Here is a 17462-nt window from a genome sequence, read left to right as displayed (position 1 = left end):
AACGGGGCCGCAGCCTTGCGGATGCGGCCCCGTTCTTCAAGGCGGTTAGAGGCTCCAGTCGGCGCGCAGGCCGATGGTGCGCGGCCGGATGATCGAGCCCTGCGGCGTCGCCGCATCGTTCGCGAACGGGGCGTTCAGCACGCCATATTTGTCGAACACATTGTTGGCGAAGGCCATCAGCCGGACCTTCTCGCCCAGGCTGACCGAGGCGCGCAGGTCGAACACGTTGAAATCGCCACGGCGCGAGACATCGTCGAAGCTGGTCGGCGCCGACGACAGGTAGCGATGGGCGATGTCGAAGCTGGGCGCGCCGGTCACATCGGCGAAGCTGAGCGTCAGATTATTGGCGATCGACCATTTGGACGAACCCGGCAGCGTCGTGCCCTTGGCATAGCCGCCCAGCCCCGCAACGTCGAACGGATAGGGCAGGAATTCGGTCAGTTCCGCATCCTGCCAGGTGACGTTGGTGGTGAAGTGGACGATCTTGTTGACATTCACCGTGCCGGAGAATTCCACGCCGTTGACGCGCGCGCCGCCAGCATTGACGACATAGGAATAATAGGAGGGCGCCGGGCCGAACAGACGCGCCTGGATATTGTTCCAGTCGAGGTGGAAGCCGGTCAGGTCGATGGCGAAGCGGCCGTCGGGCGTCTGTGCCTTCACGCCGATTTCGTAATTCTTGACCTTGTCGCTCTCATAGGCCTCCGGAATGCTGGGCAGCAGGCCGGCATTGGGGTTGATGCCGCCGACGCGATAACCCTGCGAATAGGTGGCATAGACCATGACATCCTTCGATGGGCGCCAGGCGATCGTCGCTTTGGGCAGGAAGCCGTCTTCCTTCTGGTTGACGCTGCCGCTGCTGTCGGTCGGCGTATAGCCGCCTTCATAGCCGCCCAGCGCACCGGCCTGGTTCAACACGTCGGCCTTGGCGGTGGTGTCATAATAGCGACCGCCCAGCGTGATCTCGATCTGCTCCACCGGCTTGTAGGACAGTTCGCCGAAGATGCCGAAATCCTCGTTCGTGCTCTTGGTGAAATAGCCATAGAGGCGGTCGCCCGGCGTCAGCTGCGCACCGGAATAGCCACCGAACAGGTCGGGATTGGCGTCGATATAGTCGGCGGCACCGGCCTGGAAGATCTGGTCATAGCTGTTCTTCTTGGCCTGCAAATAGCTGACGCCGACCAGCCATTTGAACGGACCGTCGCCGGCCGAGGCGAGGCGGGCCTCCACCGTCTTGATGAGCGCGTCGGCCTCGCCCAGCGAATAGGCGGCGCCGTCGCCGGTGGTGACGCCGGTCACATAGGCATAGGGGTAGGAGAAGATGGTGGTGTTGGTCTTCTTGGTGATCGACCCCAGCACGGTCAGATTGGCGATGTCGCTGACTTCCTGGTCCAGCCGCAGGCTGTTCATCCAGAATTTCGTCTTCTGGGTTTCGGCGCGCGGCAGGTTGCGGACATAGGGATTTGGCAGGTCGAGATAGGTCTGGTCGTCCAGCTTGCTGTCCTGCCAGCTAGACAGATAGGTGACCTTGGTCGTCTCGCCCAGATTGGCGACGATCGATCCGCGCAGGCCGCGGGTGCGATAATCGTTGGAGCCATTCACGCCGATGCCGGGATTGTCGAGATAGCCGGCGTCCGACCGCTGCAGCGCGACCAGGCGCAGCGCCAGCTGATCGGCGACCAGCGGGATATTGATCATCGCCTTGGCGGCATAGTTGAGTTCGCCCGAGGCATTCTTGGTCGTGCCGACCAGGCCCGATGCGGCGGCGTCGACCTTGGAAGGATCGGCGACATTGGCGACATAGTTGACGAGGCCGCCCAGCGTCGAGGAGCCGAACAGCGTGCCCTGCGGCCCACGCAGCACTTCGACGCGCTGCAGGTCGAACGTGTCGACGTCGGGAATGCCGATCGGGAAGCCCGGCTCCACCACCGGCACTTCGTTGAGATAATAGCCGACCGTGGTCTGGCCCTGCTCATGATAGGTGGTGGCGGCGACGCCGCGGATCACGACTTCGGAAATGCCGGGCTGGTAATCGTTGAACACGACGCCGGGCAGGCGGACGATATAGTCCGACAGGCTGTTGGCGTTCATCTTCTTGAGCTGCTCGCCGGTGACGGCGCTGATCGGCAGGGCGACCTGGCGGATATCCTCGTCGCGCTTGCCGGCGGTGACGATGATCGTCTCGCTGTCGCTGGCGGCCGGGGCCTGGGCAAGGGCGGTGCCGGACAAGATCGTCGCGGCCGCCATAGCGGTGAAACTCACAGTCTTGAGATGCGTCAGTCTGTTCATTGTCATTCCCCTTATAATGTGAGAACCGGCCTTGTTCCGGCCGGCTTTCTCCCTTGCTCTGTTGTTAGATGTCGCTCCCTTCGCCAAAGCGCTGGCGACCGCCGACGATCGTGCGCAACACCTTGGTCGCGCCGATCCTGGCCGGATTGATCGCGAACAGATCGGCGTCCAGCACCGCGAAATCGGCCAGCATGCCGGGCTTCAGCAGGCCCATCCGGTCATCGCTGAAACCGGCAAAGGCGTTGGTCGCGGTATAGGCGTGCAGCGCCTGGAGCATGCTGATCTTCTGCTCGGGCAGCCAGCCGCCAGGGTTTGCGCCGTCGATCGTCTGGCGCAGCACGGCGGCGGCGACCCCGGTCAACGGATCGAGCGGCGCCACTGGCCAGTCCGATCCGAAGGCGACCTTCGCCCCGGCATCGAGCAGCGACCTGAACGCATAGGTGCCCTTCAGCCGTTCGGCGCCGACGCGCTGGATCGCCCAGCGTCCGTCGTCGATCGCATGATAGGGCTGGACCGACGCGATGACTTGCTGCTGCGCGAAGCGAGGGATCGCGGCCGGCGCGAGATGCTGGGCATGTTCGATGCGGAAACGGCGGTCGCGCTTGCCATTCTTCGCGGCAGCGGCGGCAAAGATGTCCAGCGCCTCGTCATTCGCCCTGTCGCCGATGCCGTGGATGGTGATCTGCAGGCCCGCCGCATCGGCATCATTGGTCCATTGCTGAACATCCGCGCGCTTGTGGATCGGGAAGCCTTCATTGTCGGGCGCGTCGTCATAGGGGCGATAGAACATCGCCGTGCGCGACCCCAGCGAGCCGTCATATTGCAGCTTGAGGCCACCCCAGCGCACCCAGTCGTCGCCTCGCCCTTCGGCCTCGATCAGCGCCTTGAGCTTCGCCCAGTCCTGCAGGGGCACGAAGGAATAGAAGCGCATGTCGGTCTCGCCCTTGGCACGCAGGCGGCGCAGCGTGTCATGGGTGATCCAGTCCAGTTCGGTGGTGTGGACCTGCACCACGCCCTTGGACAGGCCATGGGCGATGCCCTGGCGCGCGGCATCCTCCTTGTCGGCGTCGGTCGGCGCGGGGATGGCGCGCTTGACCAGATCCATCGCCGCATCCTTCAGGATTCCGGTCGGGTTGCCATCCTTGTCGCGCACGATCATGCCGTCGGCCACGTCGGGCGTGTTGCGGTCGATCCCGGCCAGTTTCAGCGCCAGCGAATTGAGCGCCAGCATGTGCAGGTCCAGCCGCTGTACCGCGACCGGGGTATTGGGCGTCACCGGGTCCATCCAGCTGCGATCGGGCAGTTCGCCGCCCCATAGTTCCGCGTCCCAGCTGCCGCCCTGCAACCATTGGCCGGGCTTCAGGCTCTTGGCCGCCTCGCCGACGATGCGGGCAAATTCCTGCGGGCTCTTCGCCTCGCGCAGATTGGGCTGGCTCAGCAGATAGGATCCGGTGAGGAAATGGGTGTGCGCGTCGGTGAAGCCGGGCATGATGAAGGCGCCGCCCAGATCGATGATGCGGGTGGTCTTGCCCGACTGCGCCTTGACCGCCGCCGCGCCGATCGCGGCGATGCGTCCGCTGGCGATGCCGATCGCAGATCGCGCCGTCGGCATGCCTTCGCCGGTCCAGACCGTCGCGTTGACATAGGCGGTGTCGAGCACCTGTCCCTTCGCCCAAAGGCTGCTGCTCAATGCCAGTCCGGCCAGGCCGGTCGCACCCCCGGCCAGCATTTCGCGTCGGCTGAACATCATTGCTCTGCTCCCTCGTGGCTGGTCTCGTCCAGCCGGTCCTCATTGTAGATCTGCATCCAGTCGCGCAGCCCGCCGGGGGCCAGGCTGCCAACAATCTCGTTGATGCCCTGGCGGCTTTCGTCGCGGCCCAGCTTGAACCGGCCGTCGATCGCGCGGACATGGGCGCGAAAGCCGATGATATGCTTCATCATCGGTTCCAGCCGCGCGCCGGCATCGTCGATATGCCAGGGGACGGCGCGGCCCGCTTCCATCCGGTCGGTCAGCGTCTCGATCGATTCGCGGGTGGCTTCCGGCAACAGCTCGACATCGACGGTCAGCACCGCCATCGCATAGTTCCAGGTCGGCACCCATGTCGGGTTCGACTGCATTTCGGGGGAGATATAGGCCTGCGGCCCGTTCACCAGCACGGTGGCGCGGGGAGCCGTGCGCAGTTGCGCGACCTGCGGGTTGGACAGGGCAAAATGGCCCAGCAGCGACACCAGCGCGCCGTCCGCGTCGCATTCGGCCAGCAGCGGCAGCGGCGTCGCGCCGAAGCCGGCTTCGCTATGGGAGACGATCCAGCAGAGCGGATGGTCGCCGATCAGGGTGACGATGTCGTCCGGGGAGCGGGGCGCATATTTCATATGCATGACACTGCGCCGGCATTGGACCCGCCCGAAACATCCAATTCAGGAAAGTGAAGAGGTCCAAGTAAGGATCAGGGTTCGGCGCAGCGGCGCAACGCCTGCAACACCTCTTTCGCCTCCTCCTCGGTCAGGCTGGCAAAGCCGATGCGCAGCCCCCGCTCGGTCCCTTCCTCGGCCGCATAGCTGTGCGAGGAGGCGAAGCTGAGGCCGATCTCGGGCGCCCGCGCTTCCAGCCGGTCGAGCGCCGCCATGTCCTTGAACTGCAACCAGAAGGCGAGGCCGCCATCGGGCAGGCGATAGTCGATCAACCTGTCCATTTCGCTGTCAAGATTGCGCGCGAAGGCGTCGCGCCGCCGGGCGTAGATCTGCGCGGTCTTGCGCACATGGCGCCGCACCTCGCCGCTCTCCAGCAGTTCGGCAGCGGCCTCCTCCGTCACGGTATTGCCCATGCCGTCGATCAGCGAGATCTGATAGGCCAGCGCGTCGACCACCTTGGGCGCGGCGGCGATATAGCCGATGCGCAGCGCCGGCACGAGCAGCTTGGACATCGACCCGGCATAGATCACCCGCGCCGGGGCGTAGCTCGCCATCGGCAGCAGCGGCTGCGCGCCGAAGTGGAACTCATGGTCATAATCATCCTCGATGATCGCGAAGGCGAATTGCCGTGCCAGTTCCAGCAGGCGCAGCCGCCGTTCGGGCCGCATCGACACGGTGGTCGGAAACTGGTGATGCGGCGTCACGAAGATGGCGCGGACGCGATGCTTGCGGCAGGCGCGCTCGACATCGGCGACATCGACCCCATCCTCGTCCAGGCCGACCGTGACGATCTTGGCGCCGCAGGCGCGGAAGGCAGCGACCGCCGGCTCATAGGTCAGCCGTTCGACCAGCACCGCGTCGCCCGGCCGGATCAGGATGCGCGCGGTCAGGAACACGCCCATCTGGCTGCCGCGGGTGATGCAGATATTTTCCGCGCCGACCATCAGCCCGCGCTGGCGCCGCAACATGCTGGCGATCTCCTGCCGCAGCCGTGGCGACCCGCGCGGATCGCGATAGTGGAGCGCATTGGCCCGCGAGGCCCCTTCCGCCGCCTTGCGATAGGCGCGGGCGAGGAGGTCGGCGGGAAACAGGCGTCCGTCGGCGACGCCCTCGTCCAGCTTGCGCCATTTGCCCGCCGGGATGGCGATCAGCCGGTCGGGTGCGGCCAGGAAGGGATATTCGGTTTCGTCCGGCTGGCGGGTGTCGGGGGCGATCGGCGGGGCAGGGGTATCCTCGCTGCTGGGCAGGGAGGTCGACACGATCGTGCCACGCGTGCCCGCGCTCACCAGCCAGCCCTGCGCAATCAGTTCCTCATAGGCGGTGACGATGGTCTTGCGGTTGACCTCCAGCGCGACCGCCAGTTCCCGGCTGCTTGGCAGGAACTCGCCGGGCAACAGCCGGCCGCGCTCGATCTCGTGGATCAGCCCATGGGCGATCTGCATGTAGCGCGGGCTGTCCGGCGCGATCCGCACCCGTTCCTTGAGCGGCAGGGTCCAGGGGCGCAGCATCCGTGTGGCGATCAGCGCTGCGATGCCGCCAGGGCCATGTCGGCAAGGGCGATCGTCCCGAGCGGCCCGGCGCGGTCGCCCAGTGCCGGGTGGGCGACATAGTCGTCCATCGATGCAATCGTCGCAGCCGCGCCATAGGCCGCCAGGCTGGCGGTCAGTCCATCGCGGATCATCGGCATCAACTGGGGCTGGCCCATGGCGACGCCACCGCCGATCAGGATACGCTGGGGCAGGCTGGTCAGCGCCAGATTATGGCACATCGCCGCCAGGGCATGGGCGACGAACGACCATTGCGGATCATCAGCGGACACGTCGCGTCCGCGCTGGCCGGTCCGCGCCTCGATCGCGGGACCATTGGCCAGTCCCTCCAGGCAATCGCCGTGGAAGGGGCAATTGCCTGCAAAATCGTCTCCGGCGGCGCGCGGCACGCGCATATGCCCGGCCTCGCTATGGCCCAGTCCGCGCACGGGCATGCCGGACACGATGCTGCCCACGCCGATGCCGGTGCCGACCGTGACATAGGCCCAACTGGTTAACCCCTGCGCCGCGCCCCAGCGCCCCTCGGCCAGCGCCGCGCCATTGACATCGGTATCGACCATGAAGGGGCGTCCGGCCGCGAGGTGGGTGATGTCCGTCCCGCTCCAGCCCGGCTTGGGCGTGCTGACGATCGAGCCGAAGCTGGCCGACGCCGGATCAAGATCAAGCGGTCCGAAGCTGCCGAGGCCCAGCGCGGCGAAATCCCATCCGGCCAATGTCGCGGCCACCGCTGACAGGGTCTCGGCAGGCGTGGTGGTCGGAATTTCCACCTGCGCCTGGATATCGTCCGGCCCGGTGCCCAGGATGCAGATGCACTTGGTGCCGCCCAGTTCTACGCCTGCCAGCATTGGTTCATGCTCCCCAGATCATCTCGGCATAGGCAAGGAAATTGCCGCCCAATATCTTCTCGATGCGGGCCGTCGAATAGCCCTTGGCGCGCAGTAACGTCGCCAGCTTGCGGAACTGATCCGGGCCGCGCAGGTCGACGACGAAGGGATAGGTGTCGGGCCGTTCGCCCTTGGCGCTGATGCCAGCCGCCTGGCGCGCGGCGATTTCCTTGGCCAGCACCGCCTCATAGGCCTTGAGGTCGTCGATCTGGGTCGCCGTGCCGTCGGTGCCGATGCCGACATGATCCTCGCCGCACAGCTTCACCGCATGGTCGATATGGGCGACGACATGTTCGGCGCGGGCATGGCCGGACATGTCGAGGAAGGGCATGAAATAGATGCCGATGAAGCCGCCGCGATCTGCGACCAGCTTGAGTTCCGCATCGGTCTTGTTGCGCGGCAGGTTGGTGACCGCGCGGCAACCGGTATGGTTGATCGAGATCGGCTGTTTCGAGATACGCGCCGCCTCCAGGCAGGTCTGCTCGCCGCTATGCGACAGGTCGACCATCACCCTCTGGGCATTGCAGCGCGCCACCACCTCGCGCCCGAACGGGGTCAGGCCGCGATTGCCCGGTGCCATCGATCCGTCGCCCAGTTGATTGGCGGGATTATAGGTCAGCTGGAAGATGCGCACGCCCAGATTGGCGAAGATGTCGACCCGGCTGGCATCCTGGCCCATCATCGCGCCATTCTGGAAGCCGTAGATCAGCCCGGTCTTGCCCTCCGCCTTGGCGCGGCTTATGTCGGCGGCGGTCAGGATCTTCATCAGGTCGCGGCTGTTGGCGCGCACCTGCGCATCGGTCTCGGCGACTTCGCGCACGCTCTGTACGAACGGGTCGTCCGACCCGGAGACATAGCCGATGGTGATGTTGACGGCGGTGAGGCCCGAGGCATGGGCTTCGGCCAGCACGCGTGGGCTGAACTGCGGAACAAGGGAATCGGCCGGCTGGTTGGGATCGCCGAGGCCACCCAGCGCATTGATGACGATCATGTCCTTGATTGGATCGGCGTCAACGCCCGCTGCCCGCGCGCTGCTTACCGCCAGCATCGCGGCCGACACGCCCATGAAATTGCGCCGGTCCAGCTTCATTTGTCGTCCCCCATTTCTTCCTTCGTCACCGGCACATAGGCGGTGCGGGCATAGGCCTTGCCGCGCTTCACCACCGTCTCGATCGTCTGGATATTGGCGATGTCGGCGACCGGATCGCCTTTCAGCACCACGAAATTGGCAAGCTTGCCCGGTTCGATCGAGCCCATTTCCTTGCCCTGACCCGCCGCCTGCGCGCCGACCAGCGTGGCGGACCGGATCACCTCGACCGGGGGCATGCCGACATTGCGGGCAAGGAACAGCAGTTCCTCATGAACCGCGGGCCACTGATCCTCGACCTCACCGACGAAATCGGTGCCGGTGGAGATGGGAACGCCCATCTTCCACGCCTGACGGGTGAGGCGGGTTGTGAGGTCGCCAGTGCAGCGCAGCGGCTTCGCCTTGGGATCGGCCTTGCGCTTGGCCTCATATTTCACGAACAGCGCGCCGGTCGCGTCGAGGATCGTTCCCTGTTTCAGCATCGCGCGGAACAGGTCGGCTATCACCGGGTCATCGTCGCCCGGTGCCAGCAGATTTTCATGCACCGGCGTCCGGTCTTCATACGCCGCCAGCATCACCGGCTCGCGCTGATAGGCGAGATAGCAGACATGGCTGATCGCGTCCGGCCCGGCGGCGATCACGTCGGCCGGGCGGGTAGGGAAGACCGAACTATGCGCCCAGACCAGCATATGCTGGCGATGGGCGGCGGCGGTCACGGCTTTGACCTGCCGCGGAGTGAGGTCGGCATAGACCTTGATCGCGCTGGCCGATGTGCCACGCGCCAGGGTGATGGCTTCCTTGAGGTCGGTCCTGTCGTCGATCGCCTGCATCCAGGGTGCGGTGCCCGGCGTCACCCCCTGGCTGGCGGCGGCGACGCGCGGATCGGCGAAGAAGGGGCGGCCGGCCATGATCGCGGCATAATAAATGTCGGGCGCAGGGATTTCCGCCATGCGCGCCTCGCGCGCCAGCTCGCCGACCGAGCGCAGATCGTCGGCCATGTCGCGCACCGCCGTCACCCCGCCATAGAGATTGCGGCGCAGCATCGCCTTGGCCTGCACGGCGTTGGGCGGGGTTGCCATATGGACATGGCTGTCGATCAGGCCGGGGATGACATAGCGGCCGGCCAGATCGACCTTCTTGGCGCCCGCGACATCGGCGGCGGGCAGGCTGCCATGCGGCGCCAGCGCGACGATCCGCTCGCCGCGCACCAGCATGTCCTGATTGCCGCGCGGTGCCGCGCCGGTGCCGTCGATGACGGTCGCGCTGCTATAGAGCACCACTTCCTCCGTCGCTTTGGGCGGCTGGGCGAAGGTGGCGAAGGGCAGGGCGCAGGCGATCAGGGCAGCAAGGCGGGCGCTTCTCATCATCTATCCTTATTCGCCGGGCCGGTAGGTGCGCACGGCATGGGCCTTTATGTCTTCGGGGTAGAAATAGACCGGGCGCAGATCGCCCTTGGCATAGCGATCGACCTGATCGGCGAAATGGGGCGAGTGGGGATCGCCGCTCTCGCCGCCGGCGCTGACCGCGCGGGCAACGACCTTCGGCCCGAACTCGACCGCTGCGACGAAGCTGTTGCCCTTCGTGCCATAATAGCGCTTGGTCCCCGGATAGCGCGCCGCGCCGAAGGCCGCGAGCGATCCCCATTGCGACGAGGCGAAGGGAATGGGCGTGCTGGGCTTGGCGTCGTCGAAGGTCTGGACGATCGCGCCGTCATTGCGCTGATAGCGGTTGATCTCGCCCCAGGGCACGGCGATGCTGCCGAAATCGGCGGTCAGCCGCTCGACCGCCTCGCGCAGCGCCGCCAGCTTCTGCGCGTCGGTCGCGCGGGTCGCCATATAGTCGATGGTGGACAGGCCCGCTTCCTTGGCGGCCGGAGCCACCGCCTTCCACAGCGCCTCGCCCCAGAAGACCGCGAGCGAGGTCTGGGTCGAGGTCAGGCTCCATTTATAGTCCCAGCCGCGCAGGCTCTGCACCGCATCGGCCAGCGCCGGATCAGGGGTCTTGTCCTGGGCCGCGATCAGACCGGGCATCAGCCGGGCGAAGCCGGTCAGATAGGGATCATAGGCCGCGCCGATCAGGCCATCGAGGGTGAAATGCGCATTGGCCGACAGCACGATCTGGGCATGGGGACCGCGCGGATTTTCACCGGCCTGGTCCATGTAGCGGGGGAAGGCCGCGCGCTGCGGGCTGTCCGCGCCGGCCGCCGTCCAGGGCCAGTTATTGGTGTTCATCGCCCAGCCGCCCTTCGGGTTCACCGCCTGGGGCAGGCTGGACAGGTCATGCAGGCCGCGCCAGTCGGTCGCCGGATCGCTGCCGTCCACCGGCTTCGTATAGTCGAAGCGATCGTCGCGGATCGGCACGAATTGCGGGTGGAGATAGGCGATCTCGCCCTTGTCGTCGGCCAGCAGCGTGTTGTTGCTGCTGTTCGCCTTATTCTCCGCGACCTTGAGGAAGCTCGCATAATCGCTGGTCTTGGTGCGCAGATAGCTTTGTTCCAGCGCCGGCACCGGCTTGTTCATCAGCGCGAAGGCGATCCACTTGTCGCCTTCGGTCCGCACGATCGGGCCATGATGGGTGGAGTAGCCGGTGAAGGCGCGCTGGGCGAGCTTGCCGTCTTCGGTACGGTAGGAAATGGCGATGGTCTTTTCGGTGACCGGGCGCAGTTCCTTGCCATAGCGGTAGAAGAGGCGATCACCCTGCGGCACGATCGTTTCGGCAAATTCGTCGACATTGTCGATGCCGCTCGACGTGTGCATCCAGCCGATATGGCGGTTGAAGCCCTGATAGATGAAGAATTGCCCCCAGGTGACCGCGCCATAGGCGTCCAGCCCCTCGTCGCTGCTCATCTGCAGTTCGGATCGGAAGAAGAAGCTGGTGTGCGGGTTGATCATCAGCAGCGCATGGCCGCCTTCCGTCCGCGACGGCGCGATGGCAAAGCCGTTCGACCCCTGCGGCTCGCGATAGACGAGGCCCTGTTCCAGCATGGTCAGCGCCACCGGCTTCTTCTCGTAAAAGGCCTGTAGCTGGGTCAGCGGCACCCGCTCGATATCGCCGCCGATGCTGCCTTCGGTAAAGCTCAGCGCCATCCAGGGCTCGAACCGGGTGATGACGCGCGGCTTCACCATCGGATGGGTCGATAGATAATAATTCAGGCCATCGGCCCAGGCCTGCATCAGCTTCTTGAGCCAGGCCGGGCTGCGGGCATAGTCGGCCTGCAGCCGGGCAGGATCGATGAACAGGCGCTGGCGCAGATCCTGCCAGATCGCCTTCTCGCCCTCGGCTTCGGCGAGGCGGCCGAGATTGACCAGATAATTGGTCTCGATCCGGTTGAAGTCGTCTTCGGCCTGGGCATAGACCATGCCGAACACGGCATCGGCGTCGGTCGCACCATGGACATGGGCGATGCCCCACTGGTCGCGGGTGATGGTGACCTTGGCCGGCGAGAGCGCGGTCGGCGATTGGGCAAGGGCAGGGCAGGCGGCAAGAGCGACCAATGCCCCCGCAAGGGAGGTGGCGCGCGGCAGGAATTTCGTCATAGAGAGGGGGAGTAATGAAGGGGGCGGGGCGGCGCAAGCAACCTCCGTCAAGGGGGGAAGATATCGATGCACAGGCTTTTGATCCTGCTGGCCTTTCTGTTCGTCGCACCGATGCCGACCGGGGCGCAGGAGGCCGCGCCGACGCTCTATCTGCTGCGCCCCGATGCGGTGTTCGACGGCGCGACGTCGCATCGCGGATGGGCGGTGCTGGTGCGTGGCAACCGGATCGAGGCGGCGGGACCGGGGATCGCGGTGCCGTCTGGGGCAAGGGTGATCGACCTGCCCGGCAAGACCCTGCTCCCCGGCCTGATCGAGGGTCATTCGCACCTCTTCCTGCACCCCTATAACGAGACGAGCTGGGACGATCAGGTGCTGCACGAGCCGCTGGCGCTGCGCACCGTGCGGGCCACGGTGTCGGCGCGGGCGACGCTGATGGCGGGCTTCACCACCGTGCGCGATCTGGGCACCGAAGGGGCTGGCTATGCCGATGTCGGCCTGAAGCAGGCGATCGAGCAGGGTATCATCGCCGGGCCACGCATGCTGGTGGCGACCCGCGCGCTGGTGGCGCCCGGCGCTTATGGCCCGCGTGGTTTCGAGCCGGGCGTCGCCGTGCCGCTGGGCGCGGAGGAAGCCGGCGGTCCCGATCTGGTGACGGCGGTGCGGCGACAGATCGCGGCCGGCGCCGATGTCGTGAAGCTCTATGCCGATTATCGCTGGGGCAAGGGCGAGCCGAGCCGCCCGACCTTCACCCAAGCGGAAATGGCAGCGGCAGTGGAGGCTGCGCACAGCGCCGGGCGCAAGGTCGCGGCCCATGCCGCCACCGACGAAGGGATGCGCCGGGCGATCCTGGCCGGGATCGACACGATCGAGCATGGCTATGAGGGCAGTGCCGCGACCTTCGCGCTGATGAAGGCGCACAATGTCGGCTATTGCCCGACCCTGGCGGCGTCCGATGCCACCGCGCGATATCGTGGCTGGACCGGGGCGGAACCGGCGCCGGCGGCGGTGACGCAGGCGCGCCAGGCGCTGGATCGCGCGCGGGCGGCGGGCGTCGCCATCTGTCTGGGCGGGGATGTCGGCGTGTTCGCCCATGGCGACAATGCCCGCGAGGCGGAGTTGATGGCGGCCGCCGGCATGGCGCCCCGCGACGTGCTGGTCGCGGCGACAAGCGGCAATGCGGCACTGTTCGGCATTGCCGACCGGCTGGGCGCGGTGAAGCCGGGCCTGCTGGCCGATCTGGTCGCGGTCGAGGGCGATCCGACCCGTAGCATCGACGCGCTGCGCCAGGTCGGCTTCGTGATGAAGGACGGCGTCATCTACAAGGGGCCGGGCGCGCAGCCATGAACCAGGGCGATCGCGCTTTTCTGGGCCATCCGCGGGGCCTCGCCTATCTGCTGTTCACCGAAGCGTGGGAGCGTTTCTCCTATTATGGCATGCAGTCGCTGCTGGCCCTCTATCTGGTCAAGCATCTGCTGCAGCCGGGACAGGCCGACGGCCTGCTTTTCTTCGATGCCTTTCGCCAGCTCTATGGCGGGCTCGACGGCCAGCCGCTCGCCTCCGCCATTGTCGGCACCTATTTTGCCAGCGTCTATGTGACACCGATCCTGGGTGGGCTGGTCGCGGACCGGCTGCTTGGCCGGCATCGCACGGTGCTGCTGGGCGCATTGACGATGATGGCGGGCCATTTCCTGATGGCGGTCCAGGCCGCCTTCCTGCCCGCGCTCGGCTTGCTGGTGCTGGGCAGCGGCCTGTTCAAGGGCAATCTCGCCAGCCAGATCGGCGCGCTCTATGGTCGTGACGATCCGCGCCGCGACGGCGCGTTCCAGCTTTATTATCTGGGCATCAATATCGGCCTGATCGCCGCGCCGCTGGTGATCGGCACGCTGGCGGAAACGCGCGGCTGGCATGTCGGCTTTGCCGTCGCCGGGGTCGGCATGGCGATCGCCACGATCATCTACCTTGCCGGACGCAGGCATCTGCCGGTTGACGATTATCGCCCCAGATCGAAAGGACGCGGGCGCATGACCGGGCAGGATCTGCGTGGCCTGCTGGGCATCGTCCTGCTGATCCCGCTGCTGGCGGTGGCGCTGTTGCCCAACAATCAGATATTCAACGCCTATCTGATCTGGGGCGACGCGCATCTGGAGCTGACGCTGGGCGGGCTACGCGTGCCGACGAGCTGGCTCATCACCCTCGACGCGGGGCTGGGGCTGACCATCCTTGCCGCCCTGCCTTTCGTCTATCGCCGCTATGCGCGCCACCGGCCCGAGCCCGGCGACCTTGCCAAGCTGACGATCGGGTCGCTCTTTGCGACCGGAGGCATGCTCTGCCTGGCACTCGGATCGGCGCTGGCGGGTGCGGACGGCAGGACGGGGCTGGGCTGGGCGATCGCCTTCCATCTGCTGAACGGCATCGGCTTCGCCCATATATTGCCGGTCAGCCTGTCGCTGTTCACCCGCGCCGCGCCGCCGCGTCAGGCCGGGCTGGCGATCGGCCTCTATTATCTCGTCTTCTTCCTGGGCAATATTCTGGTCGGCTGGGTGGGGGGCTTCTACGCCCGCATGCCGGCGACCGCCTTCTGGCTGCTGCATGCCGGGATTGCGGCGGGATGTGGCGCGATTTTCCTGATATTGACGCTACGGAAAGCGATTTTCCGGTCGGATTGACGCTTTTTTCACGTTCGACCGACGCCTGGCCTCACACTGGCCATGCCATTCCCCATGCTGCGAGCGCGGGCATCCGACGCGCGCCGACAGGAGGGAATGATGACTGCCGATTTCGATCCCGCCGATTTTGACGGCGACAGCGCGCTCGATACCGACATGGCCGGCTTCGACATCGACCCCAAGCTGCGGCCGGTGCGGCACCTGCCGCTGTTGGTACAGGCCAGTGGCCGCTACAATTTCGTGCGCTCGCCGCGCTTCCCGATGCCGCGCGCGCTGCCCGGTGCGGTCGATCGCTTCGACGACGATATCAATGCGCTGACGCTCTACACGCGCGAGGAATTGCGGCTGGACGTCGATGGCCGCTATCCGCAGATGACGGTCAGCGGCACGCGCGCCGGCCCGCTGGGGCCGGTGGTCAGCTGGGTCGCGACGGTGACCCGGACCGGGGCCAATCATTATAGCGGCCAGATCTGGTTCAAGGATGGCCAGGTCGGCGCCATCCCCCATACCCAGATCAGCCTGAAGGTGACGAAGAGCCTGCTCGCCGCCCAGCGCAAGGTGGAGGCGACCTTCAGCGGCGGCGGCGCAGCGAGCTTCGTGCGCACCTATATTTTCAGCTCTTCGAGCTTCCGTCCGGCCGAGTTCGAATATGACACGGTGGCCGGTGCGACCCGCGTGACGGAAATCGGCACGCACGATCATCCCAATCATCCCGCGACCATGGCCAGCGAGACGCTGAGCCTGGATAGCGTCTATCGGCGGGCGGGCTTTAACGTCAGCGATGCGCCCGGCAATGGCGCCATCCCGCTCGGTGCGGCCGGCGCCGACCAGCGCTGGACCGACCAGGAAATGCATGATGCGATGCAGATCTACTGGTCGCGCTTCGCCGACAAGCCGCAATGGTCGCTGTGGGTGCTGTTCGCCTCGCTCCATGTGCAGGGCAGCAGCCTGGGTGGCATCATGTTCGACGATATCGGGTCGAACCATCGCCAGGGGACGGCGATCTTCACCGATGCCTTCATCGCCCATCCGCCGGCGGGCGATGCCGATCCCGACGCCTGGGTCCGGCGGATGCGCTTCTGGACCGCCGCGCATGAGGTCGGCCACGCCTTCAACCTGGCGCATAGCTGGCAGAAGTCGCTGGGCACGCCCTGGATTCCGCTGGCCGACGATCCCGAAGCGCGCAGCTTCATGAACTATCCCTATGCGGTGGCGGGCGGCCAGGCGGCCTTCTTTGCCGATTTCGACTTCCGCTTTTCCGATCCCGAACTGCTGTTCATGCGCCATGGCCCCGAACGCTTCGTGCAGATGGGCAATGCCGACTGGTTCGACCAGCATGGCTTCTCGCAGGTGGCGTTGGACCCCAATGAGGAGTTCGGCCTGACCCTGTCGGTCAATGCCCGCGACAATCGCCTGCCCTATCTGTTGCCGCCGGTGGTCGAGATGGCACTGGTCAACCGCAGCGGCCGGCCCAAGCTGGCATCGGCGGCGCGCCTGTCGGAACGGGCCGGCCTGACCCTGATCATCAGCAAGGATGGCCGGCCCGCGCGCCAATGGTCGCCCTATTCGCGCCATTGCGGCGAGAGCCTGGAAATCATTCTGGGTCAGGGTGAGGCGCTGTATGACAGCGTGCTGGTCGGCGCCGGCCGCAATGGCTGGGACATGACCGAACCGGGCCGCTACACCATCCAGGCGATGCTGGTTGTCGATGGCCGGGCCGTCATTTCCAACCCGCTGGAGGTGAAGGTGGAGCCGCCCGAAAGCCGCGAGGAAGAGCGGCTGGCGCAGGATATCTTCACCCCGGAAGTCGGCCAGGTGCTGGCCGTCAACGGCACGCGCGGCGTCCAATCGGCGGTCGATGCGCTGCGGGCGGCCACGCGGATGCGCCAGCATCCGCTCGCGCGCCAGGCGGCGATCGCGCTCGCCGGTCCGCTGGCCGACGAGTATAAGCTGCTGCAGGTGGATGAGCGGGCACGGCCCGGTGAGACCCCTGCTGCGGCCGCCCGCCGCATCGAGGTCTATGACGCCGATCTCAAGGAAGCACGCCACCTGCTGGCGATCGCGACCGAGGGCAGCGCCGATGCCGCCGTCAATGCCGTTGGCCATACCCGCTTCCTGCGCGAGGCGCGCAAGCTGGCTCGCGCGCTGGATGGCGGGGTTGCCCCGGCGCTGCGCCAGACGGGGCTGGGCTTCGACGCGGTGCGGGCGGGCGATGTCATCGCTGGCTTTAACCTCGGCCAGGACATGCAGCGCATGCTGGCCCTCAAGGCGAACGGCCTCAGTATCTGATCCATGCAGGCGCATCGCCTGTCATGGCGGTGCGCCCCATCATTCCGAAAGGGGACCAACAATGTCGGAATTTCGCAAAATCACCATCGCACTCGAACAAGGATTCAAGGATGACAGCGTCCGTATCTCGATCGGCGATCGGCTGGTGCATTGGCTCGACCATGTGAAGACCCGCGCCAAGATCGGCGTCGCCCACACGCTGGAGCTCAGCCTGCCGGCCGGCAATGATCCGGTGCAGGTGGAATTGCCGAGCAAGGATGTGCGCATCTCGATTGAGCCGGGGATGGGCGAGGCATGCTATTGGGGCGTGTCGGTCAGCCCGAACGGCAAGGCCATGTATGTGAAGCGCTCAGTCGAGCCCTTCGCTTATGTCTGATATGCTCCGTGCGGCGTTGATAGGGTTTTCCCTCATTGTCCTCGCCCTGCTTGTCATTACGGTCCCGCAACCTACTTTTGATCCATCACGAACTATGGGGGTATATATGGCTGAATCCTACGACACCGACGCCAATTATGTCATCAAGCTGACCGACCCGGCCGACCCGGCCAAGGTCGTTGGCTATGCCTTTGTCGAGCAGGTCCATTATCTGGCCGCCGACGATGACAGCGATGATGCCAAGGCGGCGATCGCCGGCGTGGCCGGCCTGTTCACCGACGGTCCGGTTCTGGACGCGGTCGCCCTGCCGGGACAGCAGCGCGCCACCCGCGCCTATTTTGCCGAGATTGGGTCGGGCAAGGCCGACTTCGCCTGA

The 17462-nt window shown here is 66.1% G+C and carries 13 protein-coding genes; 5 read left to right on the top strand and 8 right to left on the bottom strand.

The window, feature by feature from the left end; translation table 11 throughout:
* Nucleotides 1–45: 45 nt before the first annotated feature.
* The 8 genes from VHN57_RS16585 to VHN57_RS16550 form a co-directional block, all read right to left on the bottom strand.
* Nucleotides 46–2289 (bottom strand): TonB-dependent receptor, encoded by a 2244-nt coding sequence (locus VHN57_RS16585; protein ID WP_214866253.1) that lies wholly within the window; start codon nt 2287–2289, stop codon nt 46–48.
* A gap of 64 nt (nt 2290–2353) precedes the next feature.
* The gene (locus VHN57_RS16580; RefSeq protein ID WP_423284600.1) at nt 2354–4039 is read right to left on the bottom strand and encodes an amidohydrolase; all 1686 of its coding nucleotides are present in this window, start codon (nt 4037–4039) and stop codon (nt 2354–2356) included.
* Nucleotides 4036–4668: an FMN-binding negative transcriptional regulator gene (locus tag VHN57_RS16575; protein WP_423284598.1), complete on the bottom strand. Its 633-nt coding sequence runs from the start codon at nt 4666–4668 to the stop codon at nt 4036–4038. The genes VHN57_RS16580 and VHN57_RS16575 overlap by 4 nt, the downstream gene beginning before the upstream one ends.
* 68 nt (nt 4669–4736) lie before the next feature.
* Complete coding sequence (pdxR, locus tag VHN57_RS16570; protein ID WP_097384542.1) at nt 4737–6209, bottom strand: MocR-like pyridoxine biosynthesis transcription factor PdxR; 1473 nt, start codon at nt 6207–6209, stop codon at nt 4737–4739.
* A gap of 11 nt (nt 6210–6220) precedes the next feature.
* Nucleotides 6221–7093 (bottom strand): ROK family protein, encoded by an 873-nt coding sequence (locus tag VHN57_RS16565; protein ID WP_278985473.1) that lies wholly within the window; start codon nt 7091–7093, stop codon nt 6221–6223.
* Between the two features lie 4 nt (nt 7094–7097).
* A complete protein-coding gene (locus VHN57_RS16560; RefSeq protein WP_278985472.1) occupies nt 7098–8222 on the bottom strand; it encodes a dipeptidase in 1125 nt (374 codons plus the stop codon).
* Complete coding sequence (locus tag VHN57_RS16555; protein WP_278985471.1) at nt 8219–9583, bottom strand: amidohydrolase family protein; 1365 nt, start codon at nt 9581–9583, stop codon at nt 8219–8221. Before VHN57_RS16555 ends, VHN57_RS16560 begins: the two co-directional genes overlap by 4 nt.
* Before the next feature lie 9 nt (nt 9584–9592).
* On the bottom strand, nt 9593–11755 hold the full coding sequence (locus tag VHN57_RS16550; protein ID WP_278985470.1) for a penicillin acylase family protein: 2163 nt from the start codon (nt 11753–11755) through the stop codon (nt 9593–9595).
* 66 nt (nt 11756–11821) lie between these two features.
* On the opposite strand from VHN57_RS16550, the gene VHN57_RS16545 reads away from it, so the two are divergent.
* The 5 genes from VHN57_RS16545 (at nt 11822) to VHN57_RS16525 (ending at nt 17462) form a co-directional block, all read left to right on the top strand.
* Nucleotides 11822–13099 (top strand): metal-dependent hydrolase family protein, encoded by a 1278-nt coding sequence (locus tag VHN57_RS16545; protein WP_278985469.1) that lies wholly within the window; start codon nt 11822–11824, stop codon nt 13097–13099.
* Complete coding sequence (locus VHN57_RS16540) at nt 13096–14421, top strand: peptide MFS transporter (RefSeq protein ID WP_017500932.1); 1326 nt, start codon at nt 13096–13098, stop codon at nt 14419–14421. The genes VHN57_RS16545 and VHN57_RS16540 overlap by 4 nt, the downstream gene beginning before the upstream one ends.
* A 96-nt stretch (nt 14422–14517) precedes the next feature.
* On the top strand, nt 14518–16710 hold the full coding sequence (locus VHN57_RS16535; protein ID WP_423284594.1) for a zinc metalloprotease: 2193 nt from the start codon (nt 14518–14520) through the stop codon (nt 16708–16710).
* 61 nt (nt 16711–16771) lie between these two features.
* A complete protein-coding gene (locus tag VHN57_RS16530) occupies nt 16772–17086 on the top strand; it encodes a hypothetical protein (protein WP_004208507.1) in 315 nt (104 codons plus the stop codon).
* Nucleotides 17087–17192: 106 nt separating this feature from the next.
* Nucleotides 17193–17462, top strand: a complete 270-nt coding sequence (locus VHN57_RS16525) for a hypothetical protein (RefSeq protein ID WP_004208506.1) — start codon at nt 17193–17195, stop codon at nt 17460–17462.

Origin of the sequence: Sphingobium salicis subsp. salicis (assembly GCF_049472635.1) — a bacterium.
GTDB classification, from domain to species: Bacteria; Pseudomonadota; Alphaproteobacteria; order Sphingomonadales; family Sphingomonadaceae; genus Sphingobium; species Sphingobium yanoikuyae_A.
This window is presented reverse-complemented; position numbering and strand designations above follow the sequence as displayed.